The sequence below is a fragment of the Anaerobacillus sp. ABA4_114 genome (genome assembly GCF_056159065.1).
Map to the genome: position 1 here is coordinate 2146171 of NZ_JBSWUM010000001.1, position 22132 is coordinate 2168302.

The window sequence follows — 22132 nt, forward strand, 5'->3', positions numbered from 1 at the left end:
AACTGGAGTCTTTGAAAGCTTGACACTTCTCTTAAAATACAGTATATTTTAAACAACCGTTTATATTGCTGATTATTTATTGAATTTAGTCAGACCTTCTCGACTGTGCATTACGTACATAAAGATTGTTGCTTGATTCACAAACATACAATATGAATGGGGAAAATTAAGTTGCACGAAGAACGTGCTAAGTTTTTAGGAGGAACAAACATGCAAAACGGAAAAGTAAAATGGTTTAACGCTGAAAAAGGTTTTGGATTTATCGAAGTTGAAGGTGCTGACGATGTATTCGTACACTTCTCCGCTATCGAAGGCGAAGGCTTCAAAACTCTAGAAGAAGGTCAAGAAGTTTCTTTTGAAATCGTTGAAGGAAACCGCGGACCTCAAGCTGCTAACGTAAACAAGCTTTAATTAATATACGTTTGGAAGAGACTGATGCATGCATCAGTCTCTTTTTATGTTGAAACGATTAACGGATATTCTTTTGGGTCATACTATTCCAGAACAATACGTAAAGGTGGGATAGTATGTCAGAACCGTACTCTGATCTTCAACAGATCGAAATGTCGATTAAGTCGGCTCAACACCTCGTTGGACAAGCTACTAAAAGCATGAACGACAATCAGTTGAAGGCCGCACAAGATGCGTTGAATCAAGCTAAACAACAATTTCAACAAGCAGTAGCACATAAAACTGGCGTAAATGAGAATTTCTTTGAGTTTTCCAGTGAACTCATTGAAAAATGCGATACGCAGCTTAGGGAAGCACAAGAATAAAAGCAGCCAGTCGGCTGCTTTTTCTGTGTTTAGTTATCATCAAGTTCGATCACACTGTCGATTTCAGTTCCCTTTAAAGCTTGTACAGCGAGTCTATGCGATTCTTTATTTTCATTTCGTGAAACGTGCTCATAAATTGGCTGCAGTCTTAATTCCTTCAAGGTAGCCTCAATGCGATCCATCCATTTTGTTAGAAGCGGCTCATATACTGCCCATTCTCCTGAGAGCTGGCTGATCACTACTTTTGAATCTCCTTTGATCATGACCTCGGTATCATCGACTTTAATGTTCTTTAGCTCCTGTAAGCCAGTCCAAAGCGCTGCGTATTCAGCTTCATTATTATTTTCAAGATAGCTAAGAGCTTTATTCACACGAATCCTTTTTTTCTTTCTTCCTTCAAAAAAATAAATCACAGCGCCACAGCCAGACTCTTTAGATTCCTTATCAAAACTTCCATCAAAAAAAATCTCGACGGAAGAAAGGCTTTCTTCCTTTTTTGATGTGAATTTTTCAAATTCTTTCAGTGACCATTTCGTCCCCCGGTTATCAAGAAAATAAAGGTCGATGGAGCGTCCGGTTTTTTCAATATCTTTTGCCATTAAAATCGCTTGATGTGCAGGTATCTCATCAGATGTCATCCATGCTTGAATTCCTCGAGGCGTCTTGTATTTCCACTTTACAATCACGTTCATCATCTAAACTCCTTATTCATGTAAGGTGCTTTCCGAGCTGCTTTAATTCTTCACCTACAGAACATTCCGTAATACAAAAACGCTGGGCGTGGCACTTGCCATAGTCATGTTGATTCACTCTTTTTAACAAACACCCATCACAGTATGTATCTAGAATTAGACCCACTTCCATCATAACTTCTTTTTTCTTCATTTCTTTCACTCCTACACTCGTCCCCTTCTATATCAAGTTTCTCCATTTACCTTAAATGTATGTCTTCCAGTGCTGTTGATGTATATGATAGAATACAAAAAGACTTGATCAGGGGGGAGGAAACAAAAGTGATTGAAGTTTATATAGATGGAGCAAGTGCTGGTAACCCAGGACCATCAGGTGCTGGAATCTTTATAAAAGGGGATGGAGAAGTCATTCGCTCTTCGGTTCCTCTTGGCACACTTTCCAATCATGAAGCAGAGTTTCAGGCTTTGATTGAAGCACTACGCATTTGCCTTGAAAAGAAACATCGAATCATCTCGATTCGAACGGACTCTCAGCTTGTGAGTGATGCGATCGATCGAAGACAGACGAAAAAGCGAACGTATGAAACTTACCTCTCCAGTGCCCTCGCATTGGTAGATGAATTTGATCTTTGTTTTATTAAATGGATTCCTAGTTCTAAGAATAAAGTAGCAGATGAGCTTGCTAGAAAAGCCATCCAATTAAACACAGCAGGATAACCTATATTCTTATCCTTAATCCCAATGCATCTAGCTCCGTTTGTAACTTCTCATAATCCAGAGTCAGCTTAATATCTTCAAACGAATGTTCAGCAAGGTCTGGTATTTGTTTTTCGATTTTTACGAGTTGAAGACTCAACATAGCTGATTCTTCTCCCTCTATTAACTTCTTTCGATATCTGTTATATTTTGCATCTAATGTTTCGATGCTCGTATATACTCCTTCTACAGAGCCGTATTGTTGGACAAGTGGCAATGCTGCTTTGTCTCCTACCCCAGCAACCCCTGGGATATTATCACTTTTATCTCCTAATAATGCTTTCACATCGATCCACTGATCTGGCGTAATTCCATATTCCGTCCTAAAATGATCTTCCGTGTACACCTTGTCTCCTTCTTTACGAATCGCAATAATTTGTGAGACGTTCTTATTCAGAAGCTGCAACAAGTCTCTATCATTGCTATAAATAAAACAGTCTCCCATTTCATCGAGACTCCATCGATGTGAAAGAGTTCCCATCACATCGTCCGCCTCAAACCCTTCTACAGTTAATTGAGGAATTCCTGTTGCATCAAAGAAATTCACTGCAGTTTGGTATTGCTGAATCAATGGTGGTGGAAGCTCACCTCGAGTACCCTTATATTCTTTGAAAAGCTCCCTACGCTTTGATTCATCTCGTTTGACGTCCCATGCAACTGCAAAATGAGTTGGGTTATAATCATTAATCAACGACATGATTTTTTGAAATTTCACCCTTAGCGCATTCGTATAAAGTCCTTCTGGTGTTTGGGTTAACTGATCTTCAGATTTCCCGTAAGCAGTCGCAAAATATCCTCTACTAAGTAAATTAAATCCATCTATTAGAATTAATCGGTTCATGAATTTGGTCATCCTTTCATTACATACCTTCCTTTATGGTAACATAAACCGTCTGCATGAACTTTTCCAATTTTTTAGTGGACTTCATCTTAAACAAAGAAACAGACTGCCGATTAACGGCAGTCTGCGTTGGACTTATTGTTGAGGATTCTTTAATTTCTTAGCTTCAATCTCTGCATATGACGGGATGTTCTGTTCCTTCTTCGCATTGTTGTTACGCTGAGCATTTGCATTTCCTTTTTTCTGACGACCCATGATGACACTCCTTTATCTTTCGTTACGATTAGTGTGTCAGAGTCGACCATTTCTATTCAAGAATTAATGAAGCGCCTGCTTGTAGGAACGAAGAAACGTGACGTATTGTTCTGATGCTTCCTGAAATGCTTTTTCGTCTCGACGATCAAGGGCTAAGTTGATCGTGTCTTGATAACGGTTTTTCTGGAAGGTAAAGACAGCTTCATCAAGGATTAATTGGGCGTACAATTCCAACTCAAACGTTTCTTGATCTTTCTTCTTTTTCATCGCTTTTTCTTTCATGTTGTCTCTATACGATTTATGATGGTTGTTCATGTTGCTCTCCCCCCTTAGAAGCTCTTTTTATTATTATACGAGGGAATCGTCAAAATATCAATATTTTTCAGAATATTCCGATTAAATTTCGTTTTTATTTGGTCAACCTCTTCTAGGGCATGCTATTTAAGCGGATAACGATCGATGTCAAAGTAATTCTTTTTTAAGAGCCTCGGTTGATCCATCAATTCCTTAAAGGTAAACGAGGAAGAAAGCTTGGAAGTATCGATCAACATCATTTGTTCTTCAACATCCCCAACAAGTTCATCAGTTTGGTAACACATCCCGCAATCGATACATTGAACAGAAGGTAGCTCCTTTATTTCAACTGCTCGCGTACCATCAGGAAGTTCCCAGTATCCAGTGCCTAGAGTCTCGAAAGCTCCTTCCGTTTCACACCATTTACACCTCATGAACTTTCCTCCTCCACATCATCCTTTTTATTGTATTTGGCTTGCTCAGCTTTAAACTTCTTTTCTTTCATTAAATCTCGCTTCTCTCTTTGATCTTTTAAAGAAGCATGATCTGGATCTTCACCATACTTACTTCTTCGATTCAACCTTTGTAGTCCTTCTGGCACAAGGTTAAATCGTTCATCCGTCATAAGTGAACTTATCCCGATCGCCGGTTTCTTCTCCGTCTGGTAGATACTATTAAAATACGTATCGGCCGTTCCAGGGGTGTAATTTTCTGGTTCTGGATAAGACGTGATCACACCTTCGAAATTACGCAGGATAACCTTATTCGCACTTTGGGAAATCATGTAGTTCGGTTGAAGGGCGATCTTCCCTCCTCCACCTGGTGCATCCACTACGAACGTAGGTACCGCGTAACCTGATGTGTGTCCCCTTAATCCCTCGATGATTTCGAGACCTTTTGATACTGGCGCTCTGAAATGTCCGATGCCTTCTGATAAGTCACACTGATAAATATAATATGGGCGAACTCTTATCTTAACAAGATCATGCATCAGCTTCTTCATAATCGCCACGCTATCGTTGATACCTGCGAGAATAACAGCCTGATTTCCAACAGGCACTCCAGCATTTACGAGCATCTCACACGCTTTCTTTGATTCCTCGGTTATCTCAATGCTCGTGTTGAAGTGAGTGTTCAGCCAGACAGGGTGGTATTTCTTTAAAATGTTACAAAGGTCCTCCGTTATTCTTTGCGGAAAGACAACTGGTGCTCTCGTACCGATTCGAATGATCTCCACGTGTGGAATTGCACGTAAATTTTTTAAGATGTATTCAAGGATTTTGTCATTGATCAACAGTCCATCTCCACCTGAGATAAGAACGTCTCTTACTTCCGGCGTTTTAGAAATGTAATTGATCGCTGCATCTAATTGTTTCTTCGGAACTCCCATACCGATTTGTCCTGAAAAACGTCTCCTCGTACAATACCTACAGTACATTGAGCACTGGTTCGTAACAAGAAAAAGTACACGATCTGGATAACGATGGGTTAAGCCTGGAACTGGAGAGTCTTCATCTTCATGAAGTGGATCTTCAAGGTCATATTTTGTTTTGTGCATTTCTTTAGAAATAGGGATTGACTGCATTCTCACTGGACACCTAGGGTCATCTGGATTCATCAAAGATGCGTAATAAGGTGTGATATTCAACGGAATCGTTTTCGTTGCAATTCTAACTCCTTCTTCTTCATCTGGAGTAAGGTTAACGACTTTACGAAGGTCGTCGAGCGTTCGAATCGTATTAGTAAGCTGCCAGATCCAGTCGTTCCATTGATCTTCTGTAACATCTTTCCAAAGTTCGATATCCTTCCAATGTCGTGCTGGCTTATAGAGTTGCATAAGCATCGTACATTCCCCCTTCTTGGAATCTACTGATATACTATGCAAGTTTGATGCCAGCTCCATTATTTCTTTAAAACTCTTTTAAGTATACATTTATTACTGACCTTTTCTTTCGCATAAATAATTTATGCTCAATTTTCGGCACCTTCGTATTTCGAGAGTTTGTATTGCAATGTTTGCCTAGGGATCTGAAGCTGCTTGGCTGCTTTCTGAATGTTTCCTCCTGCGCTTTCCATAGCCTTCTCGATTAACCGAACTTCTGTATGGCGTAGCACGTCGCGAAGTGATTCAGACGACTGCATTGGAGTCTCGCTTATTTGTATAGCAGGGAAATCCTCTATAAACAATTTGTCGGTCTCTGACAAGTTCATCGCTGATTGGATAACATGCTCAAGCTCGCGAACGTTACCTTGCCACTTCCGATCACACAGTAGCGATAAAGCATCTTTCTCAATGCTTTGAACATTTTTGTTTAATACAGTATTATACTTTTGGATGAAATGATGGATTAGGTCAGGTATATCCCCACGCCTTTCTCTCAAAGGCGGAATCTTCAAATACACGACATTCAATCTGTAAAACAAGTCTTCTCGTAACCTTTTTTCTTTTAGTGCTAATTCAGGCTCTTCGTTTAACGCTGCGATGATCCGAACATCGACACGACGTGTTTTGACTGCTCCCACTCTCCTAATAACACCATCTTCAAGAACACGTAGCAATTTTGCTTGTATTTCTATTGGCATCGAATTGATCTCATCGAGAAACAACGTTCCTTTATCAGCTAACTCAAACAAACCAGGTCGTTCTTCAGCACCTGTAAACGTCCCTTTAGATGTACCGAACAAAATAGATTCTAGAATGCTTGAAGGCAACGCTGCACAATTTTGAGCGATAAATGCTCCTTTTCTTCCTGAAGCATTATGGATCGATTGAATAATTAGCTCTTTACCTGTACCTGTTTCCCCATACACGAGAACAGGCGATACTTGTTGCGCGGCCATCCGTGCCCATTTCTTCACTTTCAGAAACGTTTCATCTGATGTGATGATGTCTGTAAACGTGTATGACGTGCCATTATCGAATTCCTTTGAAGTATTGTTCGTCAACTTAGCTTGGAGTTCCATCACTTTATCAGAAAGTTTCTTTATTCTACTGATATCCCGCGCAATTTCAACAGCACCTACTAGTTCATCGTTCACGATGATCGGAAGAGTGGTATTTATGGTAGAGACAAGACTTCCTCTTACATTTCTATATGTTTGATCTTTATTAAAGATCGGCTTCTTTGTTGAAAGAACATATGAAAGTGTGCTCGTTTCTTTAGAAAGTGAAGGGAATGCTTCAAGATAGTGTTTTCCTAAGACATCTTCGACATTCAATCCATCATGCTTCGCGGCGATTTCGTTATAATAGATCGTCAAACCCTCACTATTAACAGCATGGATTCCTTCATCGATGCTTTCTAATATTGCTTGAAACATCCCATCCGTCATGGCGCTTTGTTTGACCATAAGCTACCCTCCCGCCCATTTTCCGTCTGCATCGCCAATTATTCGGCACTAACACCAAGAGATTTACTCCATAGATTCATATCTTCCCAATCGGAATAAATTTTCACATTATTAGTGAGCCTTCCACCGTATTCATATCCAAGTTGGCAAAAGACTGCGTTCATCCCAAACGATAAGCTCCTCGCGATCGAGTAGGCGTAGTAGATTTCTTCCTCTAATAGGGTGGATTCAAGAGCGTGAATCAGATGTCTCATCGTACCACCTTTTCGACTATCAGGTAACGTTGCACAATCTGTAATCTCGGCATTCTGGAACGTTCTGTTTACTTCTGCAGATGCGGCACTCGTAATTTTTTTATCATCTTCAACCAAATAAAAGATCGTGCCTTCCTTCATTACTTTTCGTATATACTCCGGTTGGTCCATCGGAGTTGGGTATACGTCGAATACCTCTTTATACAAGATTGATAGCTTTTCTGCATCTTTCTCAGACGCTCGTCTCATGTTTGGTTTTTCAGAGAGAGGTGAAGGTGTTTTCGCAAATACCCCATCGATGATTTTTTCTTCTTCTTCCCAGCGTTTCGCATTACGGCGCCAGCTTTGTTTATACTTCGTCATCACATGCATATCGACACCAGAAAAGTAGCGATTGATTGTTCCTTCGTATGAAAAACCCATGCTGATAAATGTTGAAAAGTCTCCTTCTTTCACTTTGACGATACATTTGGAGTAATCGTCTGTAAAAAGACGAAGCACATGAGCGATCACATGCTTTACATTTCCTGAGTAGTGTTCAATTCTAATACGTTCATTAAAAAGATCGTGATTACAATGAAATGCATAGTCAGTCCCTTTATAGTGCTGGTCCATCGCTAATTCTCTATGCTCTCCCATACCTTCCCCCACCTTTATTTCCTTTTTATTTTTTTCGCTTTTTTCTTACCGAAATCCTCCACGATAAAAAGAATAAGAACGGTTTCCCGTTCTTATCAAGCTTAAAAAAATGTCTAATGACGTGTTCTAATTATTAGATGCTTACGCTGATCATCTTCATCATTAAACTGAAAGAATTGCTAACTATATTTTCTTATGCTTGGCCACACCATTCTATAATGGTATGAACGTAAATTTCTGCAACGAGCATCATTTTATCAATGTCTACATATTCATTCGAATAATGAGCAAGAGCTGTTTCTCCAGGACCAAAGATTAAAGAAGGGGTATCTGCCAATTCAGTAAGTAGGCCTCCATCAGTCCCCCAAGGAGATGCTTCGATTTGTATTTCTTCGCCAGCGCTCTTCTTATAATTACGCTGTAAGATAGCTAGCAATGGATGTTCGACAGGTACTTCTCCTGGGAGCCACCTAGCTCCAAACCACTCGAGTTCGACGGGATGCTTCTTTAACCATTCATCATCAATCGCGTTAAGCGCGCTCGCCATCTCTTCCTTGGCATCCTCTAAAGTCTCCCCTGGAATAACACCCATCCTGCCTTCGATCGTAATTTGATCAGGAACAGAAGACGGCCAGTCGCCTCCTTTTATTGTTCCTAAATTGATCGGAACTGGAATAGGAATTTCTTTATAGAGTGGGTCGTTTATATTTTGGTTGCGATTTCTTTCGAGAGCTTGAATCGCGTTGATTACAATCAAACTCTTCTCTAACGCTGAAACTCCCTCATACCGTGTTCCCCCGTGAGCAGATTGACCGTTGATCCGTAATCGAAACCACATGGAACCCTGTTGCTTCGGAAACACTTTCAAGTTAGTCGGTTCAGGAATGAGTGCAGCGTCTGCTTTATAATTTCTCTGAATGGTTGAAAGCGTACCTGTCCCACCGCTTTCCTCTTCTACGACGCTTTCAAAGATCAGGTCTCCTTTTAGAGAAATACCTAGTTCTTTCAAGCATTTAAGAGCGAGTAACATAGAGGTATTGCCGCCCTTCATGTCTGTCGAACCTCTTCCATAAAGCTTTCCGTCTTTTACCTCACCACTGTATGGATCACTAGTCCAGTCCTCTCTCTTACCAGGGGGCACAACATCAACGTGACCATTTAATATCAGTGAACGTCCTCCACCCGTACCTCTTCTTACACCTACGACGTTCGGGCTATCTGAGAAGTCAGTACGGTTGGCACAAAAGAAAGGGTGAGATGTCGTTTCCTCACCCGGAACAAACCGATCGACTTGTAACTCTAACTGCTTAAGTTCTGCTTCAACGATATCTTGTACATACGCTTCGTTCCCTTGCACACTGTCACATGTAACGAGCTTTTGTAAGAGTTCTATTCCATATTCTTTGTTTCTCTCCATCCATTCCTTTACGTTTTTTTCCATGCTTTAATTCCTCCTGACGAGCTCGATTTCAATTTCCGCTTCAGTTGAATTAAGGACGTCTTCAACGGTGTATCCTGGCATAATTTCAATCAGCTTCAGACCACCACTCTCGATCTTAAGTACAGCCCTCTCTGTTATGATCATGTTTGCTCCTTCCTTTACAGTAAGAGGAAGCGAACAGGTTGTAAGTATTTTGGGCTTGCCATCCTTTGTGGTATGACTCATCAGAACGATCACCTTTTTTGCTTTTTGAGCGAGGTCGATCGCTCCTCCCATACCTGGCACCCGCTTTCCTGGGACGATCCAGTTTGCAATATCACCTTTACCACTTACTTCTAATGCGCCAAGAATCGTAATATCGAGATGGCCCCTTCGAACCATCCCAAACGCTTCAGCGCTATCGAAAAAAGAAGCTCCTTTGATGATCGATACGGGATAGCCTCCCGCATTAGAAAGATTTCCATCTTCATGTCCTCGTTCAGGACTTCCTCCCATTCCTAATATTCCGTTCTCCGTGTGTAGCATGACCCCTAAAGAATCAGGAATATAATCAGCTACGAGAGTAGGAATACCGATTCCAAGGTTAACCATCATCCCGAACTCAATCTCCTCTGCTGCTCGTTTAGCGATCAACTTTCTTGTTTCAGCTCCCATACCCATTTCCAATCAACCCCCTTACTTTGTACGACATGATCAACGAAAACACCCTGTGTGATGATCTCTTCAGGATGCAGCTGCCCAATATCCACAACTTCATCAGCTTCTGCTATCGTAATATTCCCTGCTGAAGCGACGAGGGGGTTGGTATTTCTCGCACTTTGATCATAAATGAGGTTCCCATACCCATCGGCTTTTTTACACGAAATTATCGCTAAATCTGCTTGTAATGCAGGTTCAATCATATATTCTCTTCCATTAACGGTAACTTTCTCTTTTCCTTCTTCGATCGACGTTCCTAGTCCAACGTCCACCAAGATTCCTCCGAGTCCCATGCCGCCTGCTCGAATCTTCTCAGCAAGGGTTCCTTGAGGGTAAAACGTTACCTCAAGGTCTCCGCTATGCATCTGCTTCCCAGCCTCTGGATTAGAACCTATATGCGAAGCGATCAACCTTTTCACACGCTTCTCAGTGACGAGCTTTCCTGGTCCGATCCAGGGAAACCCTGCATCGTTAGAAATCAACGTAATACCCTTTATGCCAGAATCCAATATCCAATCGATCAAGGTTGGTGGAGAACCAACGCCTCCAAAACCACCGCACATGATCGTCATTCCATCTTTCAAAAGGTCAAGATCATCTAGATGGCAGAGTTTACTCTTTCTCATTTTCTTCCTCCCCTTTATCAACTGATCGATCTTGCTTCATATAGTCCCTGATCCATCAATTCTTTCATTAAACTCGTGAATCCTTTATAAAGTTTATCGAGTATCAAGTCTATTTCTTTTTCATTTATGATGAGGGGTGGTGCAACGAGAATTGCATCGCCTGCTGATCCGTTTAGTCCTCCTGCAGCAGTGTAGACGAGTAACCCAGCATCGTAGCAATGACTGATCAATCTATTGGTTATTTGATGTTCAAGTGGGAACGGTTCTTTTGATATCGTATCTTTCACAAGTTCTATGCCTGTGAGCAGACCCTTTCCTCTTACATCTCCTATGATTGGAAAAAAGGATTTGAGCTTCACTAAACCGTTCATAAGATGGTCACCTTGTTGTTCAACATTTTTGATGACGTTGTTACGTTCTAAATAGTCAAAGACCGCTAGACAAACTGCCGATGATAAGGGATTCGCGCTAAACGTATGACCACTCAGGACAATCTTCGACCCATTATAGATGGTTTCGATGATTCGGTCTGATACTAACGTTCCTGCCATAGGCGTAAATCCGGCACTCATTCCCTTCCCTAATGCGATGATGTCAGGTTGAACGCCCCAGTGTTCCATCGCATACATCTTTCCTGTTCTCCCAAGTCCAGTCATTACTTCATCAGCGATAAATAAAATATCATAGCGATCACAAACTTTTTTCATTGCTTTAAAATAGTGATCAGGCGGCACAACGGCTCCTCCGGCTGCGCCGATCACTGGCTCACAAACAAATGCTGCGATCGTATCAGCACCAAGTCTCTGAATTGTTTGTTCAAATTCTGCCGCATAAAGTTCCGAGCAGTTCGGGCACTTCCCCTCAAACGTACATCGATAGCAATAAGGCGGAGAGAGAGATGGGTAATGTTCTAGCATGGAAGAAAAGCGACTTCTACGTATCACATGTCCTGACATCGATAATGCGCCCATCGTAATCCCATGGTAGCTCATCCATCTTGATATTACTCTGTTCTTTGTAGGCCTCCCTTGCTCCTGCCAAAATTGAACAGCGATTTTCAGTGCTGTTTCCATCGCTTCAGAACCACTATTTACAAAGAAGATATAATTTAAATCCCCAGGTGCTGAGTTGCATAATTTTTCGGCTAATTCTTCAGCGGGACGACTAGTGAACTGTGAACGGTAAACAAACGATACTTTCTCAGCTTGCTTGGTCATCGCTTCATTGATTTCCTTAACGCCATGACCTAAGTTCGCAGTTATGGCACCAGAAGAACCGTCTATAAACGTATTGCCATCTTCGTCATACAAGTAAATTCCCTGACCGTGAGAAATGACCCCATAGTCCAATCCGAGAAGTGGTTTGATTAAATGAGTTCTATTCATAAAATCACTTCCCCTTTTTCTTTTTATTATTAGCCTATGATGAAATACAGGAATTTTCTATCTACTTTTTATACAAAAAATTCTGACTTTATTGTACGATTTGGATAAGAGAATGGGGGGACATCCATGTCGATCACAGTATATGAAGCGCTTCAATTACCAGAGATGAAAGAAATAAAATTGATCGCAGGAAAACAGGGGCTTCACAATAACATTAAATGGATCACGATTGTAGAAGTGATGGAGGATGTTTCACGCTTACATGAAGGTGAGTTTTTAATTACAACAGCGTATGGTTGGCATGAAGCAGAAGGATTTTATTCAGATTTAATAGATACGCTAGCGAGCAGGAAACTATCAGCACTCGCCATTCATACTGGTTTCTATCTCGATGTGATTCCAACCAGTATGATCGAAGCTGCTAATCGTACGGGGCTACCTTTACTCGAGATACCTAGAACGATGAACTTTTCAACTGTGACGAGGAGTATCCTCGAACAGCTCGTTAACAAACAGCTTTCTATGCTCGCATATACGCAGCGAATACAAGAAGATTTAACTTCACTCGTTTTAAAAAACGTGGGACTTTCTGTCATTTCACGATCTCTATCGAAGCTTATCAACGGAAATGTGTTCTTATATGATAAAGATCAAAACCTATTAGCAAGTTCATCACTCGTTCATAGAAAAATTCACGTAGAGGAGACGTATCATATAAGAGGAGATGGACGGGTCATCGGTAAGATGGTGATTCAAAAAGAAGGTGACATCTCACCTTTAGACCGCCTAGCGTTAGAGCAAGCTATCCCGATCTTTGCAATCGAATTTCAAAAACTACAAATTATTCATGATACGAAAGTTCAAATTCAAGCTGATTTCTTAGATATATTGCTTACAAAGAACTATGAAAGTGAAGAAGCCATCCTAAAGAAAAGCAATGAATTAGGATTTGATTTCGAAGGAAAGAATCGAATCGTCATCATTTCCTCACATAACCTCGAACACCTAGAAAAGTTCGTTCACGAACGGCTTATAACCAAGACAAAAGGCATTGCAAAAAGGAAAATCGATCACCTTATACTTTTACTCACAGGAGATTTAACTGACATCGATGCATTTCAAACTCAGAGCTCTTCTTCTGGTATCAGCTCCTACGTCGTCGGAATTCATGATCTCGACAAGGCACTCAAAGAAGCTTATGCCGCTCATTTATTCTCAAAGTATAAAGGTAATCCAATCGTAATGTATGAAGAACTTGGCGCGTATCAAATGTTTATACAGCTAAAAGACAATGGCGTAGACCTCAAAACGTACTACGAACCTCTTTTGCTTCCAATTATCCATTATGATGAAAAACATCAGTCAGAACTTCTTAAAACACTTGAGACGTTTCTTGAAAACAATCTCGTCATCAATCGAACCGCAGAAAAACTTTTTGTTCATCGCCACACATTAAACTATCGAATCAAACAGCTTGAGAAATTAACCGGAATCAACATTTATTCCTACGAGCTTCGCATTCACATTCAAATCGCACTGTTAGCTTATCTAACCGACCGTATTCTTTCAAATTAAAGTCCGCACGCATTCGAGCGTGCGGACTTTTTATTATCGTCAGAAAATTGGTTATCCACAGAATTCTGTGGGTAATTACTCACCGACCATGATACCCCCTAAACTTTCAAAAATACCTCTATAGGGTATATGGTTTCACCTGTTGATAAGTGTCAGAAAGCTTATCATACTAAGGATTCCTCCATTTATCAACAGGTGAGAAAAAAGGGGATTGTGGAAAAAAGGATCGATTCAGTCCATTTCGACGATACCAATAAAACTATGCTACAATTATGTTTATATTGTTCTCTGAAAGGAAGACGCGACTATGGAACACCTCCTCAACCCAAAAGTAAAATCAATTGAAATATCAGGTATAAGACAATTCTTTAATATGGTTGCTGATTACAAAGACATGATTTCACTCACGATCGGTCAGCCAGACTTTCATACTCCAGAGCACATTAAAGATGCTGCGAAAGTTGCAATCGATAACAATAAAACTACGTATACACACAATGCTGGTATGATCGAGTTACGGAAAGCAGTTGGACATTTTGTCCAATCAAAATATGGCTTATCTTATGATCCAAATCATGAGATCATTACAACTTCAGGAGCGAGCCAAGCTATAGACATAACGTTACGTACGATTCTAAAGGAAGGCTCAGAAGTTCTATTGCCTGGACCTGTGTACCCAGGGTATGAGCCGATCATTACACTCTGTGGAGCAACACCTGTTCATATCGATACAAGACAGAATGACTTTAAGCTTACACGTGACTTAATTGAAAAATCTTTGACTCCAAAAACAACATGCATCATTCTTCCTTCGCCTTCAAATCCGACAGGCGTAGCTCTTTCTGAGCAAGAATTAGCTGATCTATCCGAGTTACTGAAAGATAAGGAGATCTTTGTTTTATCTGATGAAATTTATTCAGAGTTAGCATTTTCCGGAAAGCATACCTCAATCGCACAATTTGAAGGGATGCGAGATAAGACAATCGTCATCAACGGATTATCTAAATCACACTCAATGACCGGGTGGCGAATCGGTTTCCTATTCGCCCCAGCGAATATCGCAAAGCATATTTTAAAGGTTCATCAGTACAACGTTTCGTGTGCTTCTTCCGTATCACAGCATGCTGCATTAGAAGCTCTCGAGCATGGGGCACCAGATGCCATTCCAATGAGGACAGAATATGAAAACCGAATGAACTATGTGTTTAACAGACTTGTAGATATGGGCCTCTCTCCTGTTAAGCCTGATGGCGCTTTTTATATCCTCCCATCGATCGAACAATTTGGCATGTCTTCCTTTGACTTCGCGATGAAGCTTGCAAAGGAAGGAAACGTTGCTGTAGTCCCAGGAAGCGCGTTTTCAGCATATGGTGAAGGCTATGTGAGGATTTCGTTCGCATACGATATGGAAATTCTAAAAGAAGGCATGGATCGTCTCGAGTCATTCCTCTCTAAGTTATAAAATAAAAAACGAGTCCTGATTGTTGAATCAGGACTCGCTTTTTTTACGGTTCTATAGGATTGTCTTCATAGCTAATCCAGTCACTAAAACTGCCGAGATAAAGCTTTGCGTCAATTCCTGCATCGTGATAGGCCAGTAGGTTTACACAAGCGGTTACACCTGAGCCACAGTAGATGATCGGGGCATCATTTTCTTTCGTTACCCCTCCCCTACTCTCTTTGTCTTTCCACGTATGATCTGAATTTAAGTGGTTTTTCCAAAACAGGTTCGTCGCAGTTGGGATATGACCAGCTCGATTATCGATCGGTTCATTTTGTCCTAAATACCTTTCTTCTGCTCTCGAATCGATGATTTTTTCTCCTCGTTTGATTGCGTCTCTTACCTCTTCCATCGTAACGATCATTTCCTCATTAAGTGTAATAGGGTATGCGGTACGCTTCACTTCTACTTCTTCCGATTCAAGTCTATATCCAGCATCTTCCCATGCTTTAATTCCACCATCGAGAACTGCTCGATTCGTATGACCAGCGTAGCCAAGTAGCCACCATAACCTTGAAGCCATAGCGCCCATCTGTCTGTCATATGCAATTACGTTAGAGTTCTCGTTGATTCCAAGCTTTTCTAATGCAGCCTGTAGCTTGTCCCTGTTCGGGAGGGGGTGCCTACCGCCATGCTTTTTTACTGGTCCTGATAGATCCTTCTCTAGATCTGCATAACGAGCACCAGGGATATGTCCATTAAGGTATGCGTTGTACCCACTTTCTTTGTCAGATAAATCATATTGGCAGTCTACTACTATAGTATCTTCATCACCGAGGTGTTTCTTTAACCAGTCAACTGATACAATATTGTTCATCTGTCTCCCTCCTCTACTTTGCTAGGTACTTAAGTTCGTTGATCTTACTTGCAAGCTGCTTTTTCTCAATAGAGCTCATTTTCATTTCGATTTGAGACTCTACAAACTGATCTACACTCTTCTCGATGTTTTTTCTTACATTGATCACTTGCTGATCATAAAAGCGAAGAACCTTGCTTTCTAAACTTTCTTTAATACGTTCCACATATCGTTTCACCGGCTCCTCTAGAAGAGCTGAGAGTTTTGTTTGCAGGTTTGCACTACCTTGTTGTTCAAAGAACTGCTTTGAACTTTTATATTCTGACCGAGCAGTCTTCACTAGTTCTTCACTAGAAATCCATTTTTTTAAAGAAGCTGTAAATTCTGGAGTTTCCATCTCCTCAATTTTATCCATTTCACTTAAGAAATCTGGCAACTCTTTGTTGATCAAATTGAATAATTCTCGATGATTTGATTTCAATTCATGTTGAATAAAATAGTCCATCCTTAGTGAAGCTGCTCTCATTTCTTGAATTAAATCTTTTTCTAAGTCCCCTATAAGGTCGTTTATCGCTTTACCTAAGCCCTCTTTTCTAGTAAGCATGGACGGGTTAAATGCTTCCTTGTAAAAATCACCAAACCGATAAAAAAGACGTTGAGGAATATAATGAATTAGCTCTTCAATTTCTTGTTTGATCTTACTTTCTGTAGACTTAACAGAATACTCATTTATCTTCTTGACCGCATTCGACTTCGCTGTTTTTAACCGCTCGATATCCTCTTCCTTCTCAACACTATTACTATCAAAATTCGTTAACCATGATTCAAGCATCACAATCATTCGGTTAAGCTCACTCCAGTTCGACTGGATTGCCATTTTCGATAGATCAGACTCAATGAACGTATAGAAACGATCTTCAAACCGTTTCACACCGCCCTTTTCTTGCAATACGTCCGGAAGTGTTGAAACAGAAGCTTCATCGGTCATGGCAACTAAACTCGATACTGGAAATAGCGTAGGCTGTCGTATCCCGTATTGAGCAAGTTGGTCCTCAACATGTTCTTCAACAATCGAAAGTTCCTCACTATCTTTTGCAAGGTCTGCCGCATTCAACAAGAAGAACATCTTATCCATTTCAAAAACGTCTTTAACTCTACCCAGCTGGATGAGAAACTCTCTGTCAGCCTTTGAAAATGCGTGATTATAATAGGTAACATAGAGAATCGCATCTGCTTCCTTGATGTATTGAAAAGCAACCCCTGTATGCCTCGCATTAATCGAGTCAGCCCCTGGCGTATCCACTAGAGTGATTCCTTTTCTAGTAAGAGCGTTGTCATGATATAAGGAGATGGAAGCGATAAAACAAGCTCTAGATTCGTTAACAACTAAATCTTTGTACTCTTCTATCGCAACAGTACGACGTTTTCCTAAATAGTCAAGCTGTGATTTACCTTCTAAAACCGCTCTTAAAAACAATGCGTGTGGTTTTGTATCTGAGGATTCTCTTGCGAATATTTTTCCACTCTCAATTAAGCGTAAACTATCTTCAATCGAGAAAGTTTTCTCACCGAAGAACGCAAGTGAATGCTGAATATCTTTTAGCAGTTCTTCCTCAGTTTTATAAAACACATCAGCTGTTTCGTGCACGTGGTCAGGGCTTACGGGACATACTCTGTTTAGAGTTGCCGTCGTAGGATTTGGAGATGAAGGAAGAACTCTTTCACCGATCAGCGCATTAGCAAATGAAGATTTACCAGCGCTAAACGCCCCAAAGAGAGCAACTGTGTACGATTTGTGCTCAAGCTTATCCGCTCTTGACAGCAGTGAACGACGACTTTGAGTAAGTCCAGGAACGTCTTCGATTATCTCGGCAGCCTTATTCAGTGCTGTGACGGTTTCTTTTCGAGACGGTAGATCATCATGAGAGCTGGTATCGGCAATTGTTTTTTTTCTCTCTACATGCGTTCTTTTTATAGATTCATTCGAGTGATCAGGTTCTACATAAATAACCTCTTTTTTAGGAAGCTCAAGAAGCTCTTCCATATCGATTCCTTTAGCTTCTGAATCGCGTTTCCCTGTTAATAGATCTTCCAATCCTTCTTTCGTTTTGGACGCTTCATTCACTAACTTGAAATATTCCTTCGCTCGTTCTTTACCTACTGCATTAGAGAATTTCTCTTTCTCTTCTTCTTGAAAATTTTGCAATTCTTTCTCTAACTTCTCTATAAGAGCGTCTTTTTTACGTTCTGATTGTCCTTTGACCTGAGACTTCAACCTGTTTGATATATTCTCTGTGAAGTGTAAAACAGCCTCGCCAGTTGCTCCTGTACCTTTTTCAGCTTCATGCTTCACAATCGCGTAATCAACCGAAACGGCATAGTCAGCTAATTCATTCTTCTGAACCATTCCTGCCTCTTCTTCTAGTGAAAGTAGCAACTGTTGAAAATGCCATTCTAATTGAGACTTGACCTGTTCTTTTAGTTTCTCTACGAAAACGTCGTGCCGCTGTTCTCTTTCTTGCTCCGTTTTTTTATCGCGAAAAATCAATCCAACTTTGAAGCCCGGCTGTATGGATTCTAGGTATGCCCTTCCTGCCTCTCTTACCTCATAAGGCATCAACATAGCACCCTTCGAAATGTTTGTTGCCTCAGAATCGAACTTTGTCTGCATTTGAGCGATTCTTTCTTTTTGTGATGCGATTGCTTTTGACATAGCAGACACTGCGTCGCTCACTTCATCATCTTCTGGATGAACCGTCGCCACTTCGTTAATCAATGATCGGGCAGACTCGTATACGCTCAGAACCTTGTCTTCTTTTGATTTTTTTGCAAGTCCTTCAATATACACCTTCAGTTGCTCAAACTGGTTATGTGGGTGAGAACGGTCCCTGAGTGAGATGAAGAAGAAGGACTCTAACGTCATGCCCCAAGCTTGAAAAGAAGAAGCTACAGACTTCTTAAACGCGCTAAAGGATAACTCTGATTCTTTGTGTTTATCGATTTGATTGACGATTAAAATAATTTTCTTTTTCTGACGATGGAGCTCACGGATGAATTGATAGTTCACTTCAGATTGAACATGGTTGTAATCCATTACATAAAACACAACATCAGCTACATACATTGAATTCTCAGTCGCTAATCGGTGCGCCTCATCCGTTGAATCGATTCCTGGCGTATCGATAAGAATGACGTCCTCTTCAAGAAAAGACGACGGAGCACTCAACTCGACTTGAGCCACTTCATCACCGTTCAGACAGTAGTTTTTTACTGTGTCAATATTGTATGGTGCTTGAAACACCATTCTTTTGCCATTAAAGAAATCTACGGCTGCACCCTGCTCTCCACTTCTCACCCTTACTGTGTTTGCACTAGCAGGTATCGGACTCGATGGTAGTAGATCTCGATCGAATAATGAGTTGATTAAAGTAGACTTTCCAGCAGAGAAATGACCAGAAAATAAAAAGTGCTGCTCTCCACTCTCAAGCTTCGCAATTAGCTGTTCGATTTTAGAAACTTCTTTAGAATCCAACTCGTTTTTGATTAGTGCTAGCCTCTTTATCAGTAATTCTGTATTTTTTAGTTGTACTGTCTGCTGACTGTTTTTCATATCGTTCCGCTGCCTTTCAAAGTAGTGTCTCTATAAGGATAACGTTTTCAAAGGGTTTTTCCCAGTATTTATATATGAAAAAAAGCCGGGAAAGGCCCCGGCTATGATAATTAAGAATTTTTCTTTTTGTCGTTAAACTTACGGCGCTTTGCACCAGAACTACGGTCTTGACGGTAGTTTCCTTTACGTCCACCGCGGTCGTTGCGGTTACGACGGTCGCGGCCGCCACCACCACCTCGGCCATGGCTTTTCTTCGCACGTAGAGGTGCGATGTCTGTAATTTTAACTGGCGTTGTATCTGGTTCTCTAGTTAGAAGCTTAAGAGCTGCAGATACGAGCGTTACTGGATCGTGATCGTCTAGAAGCTGCTCAGCTGAAGAACGATATCCGCTGTGATCCTGTTCTTCGATCGTGCTTTGAAGCTGTTGGATAGCAGACTGCTGCTGCCCTTCCATCGCTTCAGCAAAGCTTGGAATCGAACGCTTTTGCATCGAACGCTTCGTGATCTTTTCGATCGTCTTAAGGTGATCGTATTCACGATGCGTGATAAATGTTGAAGCGAGACCGGACTTACCAGCACGTCCTGTTCTACCGATACGGTGAACATAGCTTTCTGGGTCTTGAGGAATATCGAAGTTATAAACGTGTGTAACTCCGCTGATATCAAGACCACGAGCAGCTACGTCTGTTGCTACCATGATATCGATGGTACCGTCTTTAAACTGTTTGATCACCTGGTCACGCTTGCCTTGAGGAAGATCACCATGGATGCCTTCTGCCATATAGCCACGTTTCTTAAGGCCTTCCGCTACTTCATCAACACGTTTTTTCGTTCTACCGAAAACGATCGCTAGCTCAGGAGCCTGAATATCAAGAAGACGACAAAGTAGATCGAATTTCTTCGGTTCACGTACATCGTAATAATGCTGATCGATTTGAGGAACAGTCATTTCCTTTGATTTCGTTCTAACCGTCTCAGGATTCGTCATGAACTTCTCTGCAAGGATCGCGATACGCTTAGGCATCGTCGCTGAGAATAGAAGCGTTTGACGCTGTTCAGGAACACCTTTAAGAATTTTTTCGATATCTTCGATGAAGCCCATGTTAAGCATTTCATCTGCTTCGTCAAGGACAACGAAGGAAACTTCTTGAAGACGGATCGTCTTACGTTCCATATGATCGATTAGGCGTCCTGGTGTTGCTACAACGAGTTGAGGGCGCTTTTTAAGGGCTTTGATCTGATGACCGATACTCTGACCACCGTAGATCGGAAGCGCACGTACACCCTTTGCTTGGCCGATACGATTCAATTCTTCAGCTACCTGTACAGCAAGCTCACGAGTAGGTGCAAGCACGATTCCCTGTACATGTGATAGAGATGTATCGATTTTCTCGATCATTGGAATACCAAACGCTGCAGTTTTACCCGTACCCGTTTGAGCCTGTCCGATTACATCTTTATTCTGTAGTCCTAGAGGAATCGTACCAGCTTGAATTGGTGTCGTTTCTTCGAAGCCCATCTGATTTAAAGCTTCGAGTATTGTATTACTTAATCCAAGGTCTTGAAATTTTTTCAACGTATAAAAACTCCTTTTTACATTTAAATGCTATAAACTGGAGAATGCTCTCCACATCATTTTTAAAAAGAGCATTTTCCTTATGTTGGAAAATGCTCTAAACAAGCAATTCTTCATTCACATATAGCGCTAATTAACAGTACCACTATCGCATTAAAAATTCAACTGCGAGAAAAAAATATTTTACATTTATGAATCGGCATTCGGAAGTCGCTTTTTGAATTTCTTTTGCAGGAGAGCGGTTACATCCCCCATGGTTCCTGATCCGATTTGATTACCACTCACTTCGATAATAGGTCTAACTTCCTGTGTTGTACTCGAGATGAAAACTTCATCGCTTTCAAGTAGTTGTGACTTACTGAACGCTTTTTCAACAGTGGTGATCCCAGAATCCTCCGCAGCACGTAAGATTGCTCTTCTCGTAATGCCATCTAGGATGAATTGATTAGCAGGATGCGTGTAAAGAACGCTATCCTTCACCATGAATACATTCGTAGAACTTCCCTCTGTCACAATTTCCCCTCTATGGAAGATCGCCTCATCAAAGCCTTGTTTTTTGGACTCTTCTTTTGCTAGTACATTTCCTAGCAAGTTTAAGCTTTTAATATCGCAGCGCAGCCATCTAATATCTTCTGTGAACATGGCCTTCCCAGGTGGAGGTGTTTCATTACTTTCATATTCTTTGGTATATGCCACTACTACAGGTTCAGCTTTTGAAGGGAATGGATGATTACGAGGTGCGACGCCTCGAGAAACTTGCATATAGAGGTGTCCATTCGAAACGTTATTCCGTTCGACTAGCTCATTCACTTTCTTAGTGAACGTAGCTTGATCGAAAGGCAGATCAATATGAATTTCCTTGGCACTTCTTACTAATCGCTCAAAATGACCTTCTAATTCAAAGAAGCGGCCATCATAGATTCGTATCACTTCATAGACACCGTCACCGAATTGATATCCTCTATCTTCTATATTAATAGAAGCGTTTTCTTTTGATATTATTTCATCATTTAATAGAATCATGTTAATCCACTCCCGTCTAACATATATACCATTTCACCTTA

At 41.0% G+C, this 22132-nt stretch carries 21 protein-coding genes; 5 read left to right on the plus strand and 16 right to left on the minus strand.

Features of this window, described 5'->3' with window-relative positions; translation table 11 throughout:
* The first annotated feature begins 210 nt into the window (after window positions 1-210).
* Both cspD and ACXAEY_RS10830 read left to right on the plus strand, forming a co-directional pair.
* Window positions 211-411, plus strand: coding sequence for a cold-shock protein CspD (cspD, locus tag ACXAEY_RS10825; RefSeq protein ID WP_224882404.1), 201 nt, complete (start codon window positions 211-213; stop codon window positions 409-411).
* Between the two features lie 116 nt (window positions 412-527).
* Complete coding sequence (locus tag ACXAEY_RS10830; protein WP_270181979.1) at window positions 528-776, plus strand: DUF2564 family protein; 249 nt, start codon at window positions 528-530, stop codon at window positions 774-776.
* A gap of 29 nt (window positions 777-805) precedes the next feature.
* On the opposite strand, the gene ACXAEY_RS10835 is transcribed toward ACXAEY_RS10830, so the two are convergent.
* Both ACXAEY_RS10835 and ACXAEY_RS10840 read right to left on the minus strand, forming a co-directional pair.
* A complete protein-coding gene (locus ACXAEY_RS10835; protein WP_474811958.1) occupies window positions 806-1468 on the minus strand; it encodes a reverse transcriptase-like protein in 663 nt (220 codons plus the stop codon).
* Window positions 1469-1484: 16 nt separating this feature from the next.
* Window positions 1485-1661: a zinc-finger domain-containing protein gene (locus ACXAEY_RS10840; protein WP_270181977.1), complete on the minus strand. Its 177-nt coding sequence runs from the start codon at window positions 1659-1661 to the stop codon at window positions 1485-1487.
* 128 nt (window positions 1662-1789) lie between these two features.
* Here ACXAEY_RS10840 and ACXAEY_RS10845 point away from each other — a divergent pair, with 128 nt between their 5' ends.
* Window positions 1790-2185, plus strand: a complete 396-nt coding sequence (locus tag ACXAEY_RS10845) for a reverse transcriptase-like protein (RefSeq protein WP_270181976.1) — start codon at window positions 1790-1792, stop codon at window positions 2183-2185.
* Window position 2186: 1 nt separating this feature from the next.
* On the opposite strand, the gene ACXAEY_RS10850 is transcribed toward ACXAEY_RS10845, so the two are convergent.
* From ACXAEY_RS10850 to ACXAEY_RS10895, 10 genes are all read right to left on the minus strand, one after another.
* Window positions 2187-3065: a 5'-3' exonuclease gene (locus tag ACXAEY_RS10850; protein WP_270181975.1), complete on the minus strand. Its 879-nt coding sequence runs from the start codon at window positions 3063-3065 to the stop codon at window positions 2187-2189.
* A 318-nt stretch (window positions 3066-3383) separates the two neighbouring features.
* Window positions 3384-3635: an IDEAL domain-containing protein gene (locus tag ACXAEY_RS10855; protein ID WP_270181974.1), complete on the minus strand. Its 252-nt coding sequence runs from the start codon at window positions 3633-3635 to the stop codon at window positions 3384-3386.
* Window positions 3636-3757: 122 nt separating this feature from the next.
* Window positions 3758-4048 (minus strand): YokU family protein, encoded by a 291-nt coding sequence (locus tag ACXAEY_RS10860; RefSeq protein WP_270181973.1) that lies wholly within the window; start codon window positions 4046-4048, stop codon window positions 3758-3760.
* Window positions 4045-5457, minus strand: coding sequence for a lysine 2,3-aminomutase (kamA, locus tag ACXAEY_RS10865; RefSeq protein WP_270181972.1), 1413 nt, complete (start codon window positions 5455-5457; stop codon window positions 4045-4047). Before kamA ends, ACXAEY_RS10860 begins: the two co-directional genes overlap by 4 nt.
* 128 nt (window positions 5458-5585) lie before the next feature.
* Window positions 5586-6965: a sigma-54 interaction domain-containing protein gene (locus ACXAEY_RS10870; protein WP_474811964.1), complete on the minus strand. Its 1380-nt coding sequence runs from the start codon at window positions 6963-6965 to the stop codon at window positions 5586-5588.
* A 38-nt stretch (window positions 6966-7003) separates the two neighbouring features.
* Entirely contained in the window at window positions 7004-7858 is an 855-nt protein-coding gene (gene ablB, locus ACXAEY_RS10875; protein ID WP_474811966.1) for a putative beta-lysine N-acetyltransferase, read from the minus strand.
* A 193-nt stretch (window positions 7859-8051) separates the two neighbouring features.
* On the minus strand, window positions 8052-9299 hold the full coding sequence (locus ACXAEY_RS10880; RefSeq protein WP_474811968.1) for a peptidase: 1248 nt from the start codon (window positions 9297-9299) through the stop codon (window positions 8052-8054).
* A gap of 3 nt (window positions 9300-9302) precedes the next feature.
* Entirely contained in the window at window positions 9303-9959 is a 657-nt protein-coding gene (locus tag ACXAEY_RS10885; protein ID WP_270181968.1) for a 3-oxoacid CoA-transferase subunit B, read from the minus strand.
* Window positions 9929-10624: a CoA transferase subunit A gene (locus tag ACXAEY_RS10890; protein ID WP_270181967.1), complete on the minus strand. Its 696-nt coding sequence runs from the start codon at window positions 10622-10624 to the stop codon at window positions 9929-9931. Before ACXAEY_RS10890 ends, ACXAEY_RS10885 begins: the two co-directional genes overlap by 31 nt.
* Window positions 10625-10641: 17 nt before the next feature.
* Window positions 10642-12009, minus strand: coding sequence for an aspartate aminotransferase family protein (locus tag ACXAEY_RS10895; RefSeq protein ID WP_474811970.1), 1368 nt, complete (start codon window positions 12007-12009; stop codon window positions 10642-10644).
* 126 nt (window positions 12010-12135) lie between these two features.
* Here ACXAEY_RS10895 and ACXAEY_RS10900 point away from each other — a divergent pair, with 126 nt between their 5' ends.
* Entirely contained in the window at window positions 12136-13584 is a 1449-nt protein-coding gene (locus ACXAEY_RS10900) for a PucR family transcriptional regulator (RefSeq protein ID WP_474811973.1), read from the plus strand.
* A gap of 307 nt (window positions 13585-13891) precedes the next feature.
* Entirely contained in the window at window positions 13892-15046 is a 1155-nt protein-coding gene (locus tag ACXAEY_RS10905; RefSeq protein ID WP_474811976.1) for an aminotransferase A, read from the plus strand.
* 43 nt (window positions 15047-15089) lie between these two features.
* Here the strand turns inward: ACXAEY_RS10905 and ACXAEY_RS10910 are convergent, their stop codons facing one another.
* The 4 genes from ACXAEY_RS10910 to dat all read right to left on the minus strand — a co-directional run bounded on the left by ACXAEY_RS10910 (window position 15090) and on the right by dat (window position 22091).
* Window positions 15090-15902, minus strand: coding sequence for a sulfurtransferase (locus ACXAEY_RS10910; RefSeq protein ID WP_474811979.1), 813 nt, complete (start codon window positions 15900-15902; stop codon window positions 15090-15092).
* 13 nt (window positions 15903-15915) lie between these two features.
* Window positions 15916-19491 carry a dynamin family protein gene (locus tag ACXAEY_RS10915; protein ID WP_474811982.1) on the minus strand — a complete coding sequence of 1192 codons (3576 nt, stop codon included), beginning with the start codon at window positions 19489-19491 and terminating at the stop codon, window positions 15916-15918.
* 110 nt (window positions 19492-19601) lie between these two features.
* A complete protein-coding gene (gene cshA, locus ACXAEY_RS10920; protein ID WP_270181961.1) occupies window positions 19602-21068 on the minus strand; it encodes a degradosome RNA helicase CshA in 1467 nt (488 codons plus the stop codon).
* A 189-nt stretch (window positions 21069-21257) separates the two neighbouring features.
* The gene (dat, locus tag ACXAEY_RS10925) at window positions 21258-22091 is read right to left on the minus strand and encodes a D-amino-acid transaminase (protein WP_474811986.1); all 834 of its coding nucleotides are present in this window, start codon (window positions 22089-22091) and stop codon (window positions 21258-21260) included.
* Window positions 22092-22132 lie beyond the last annotated feature (41 nt).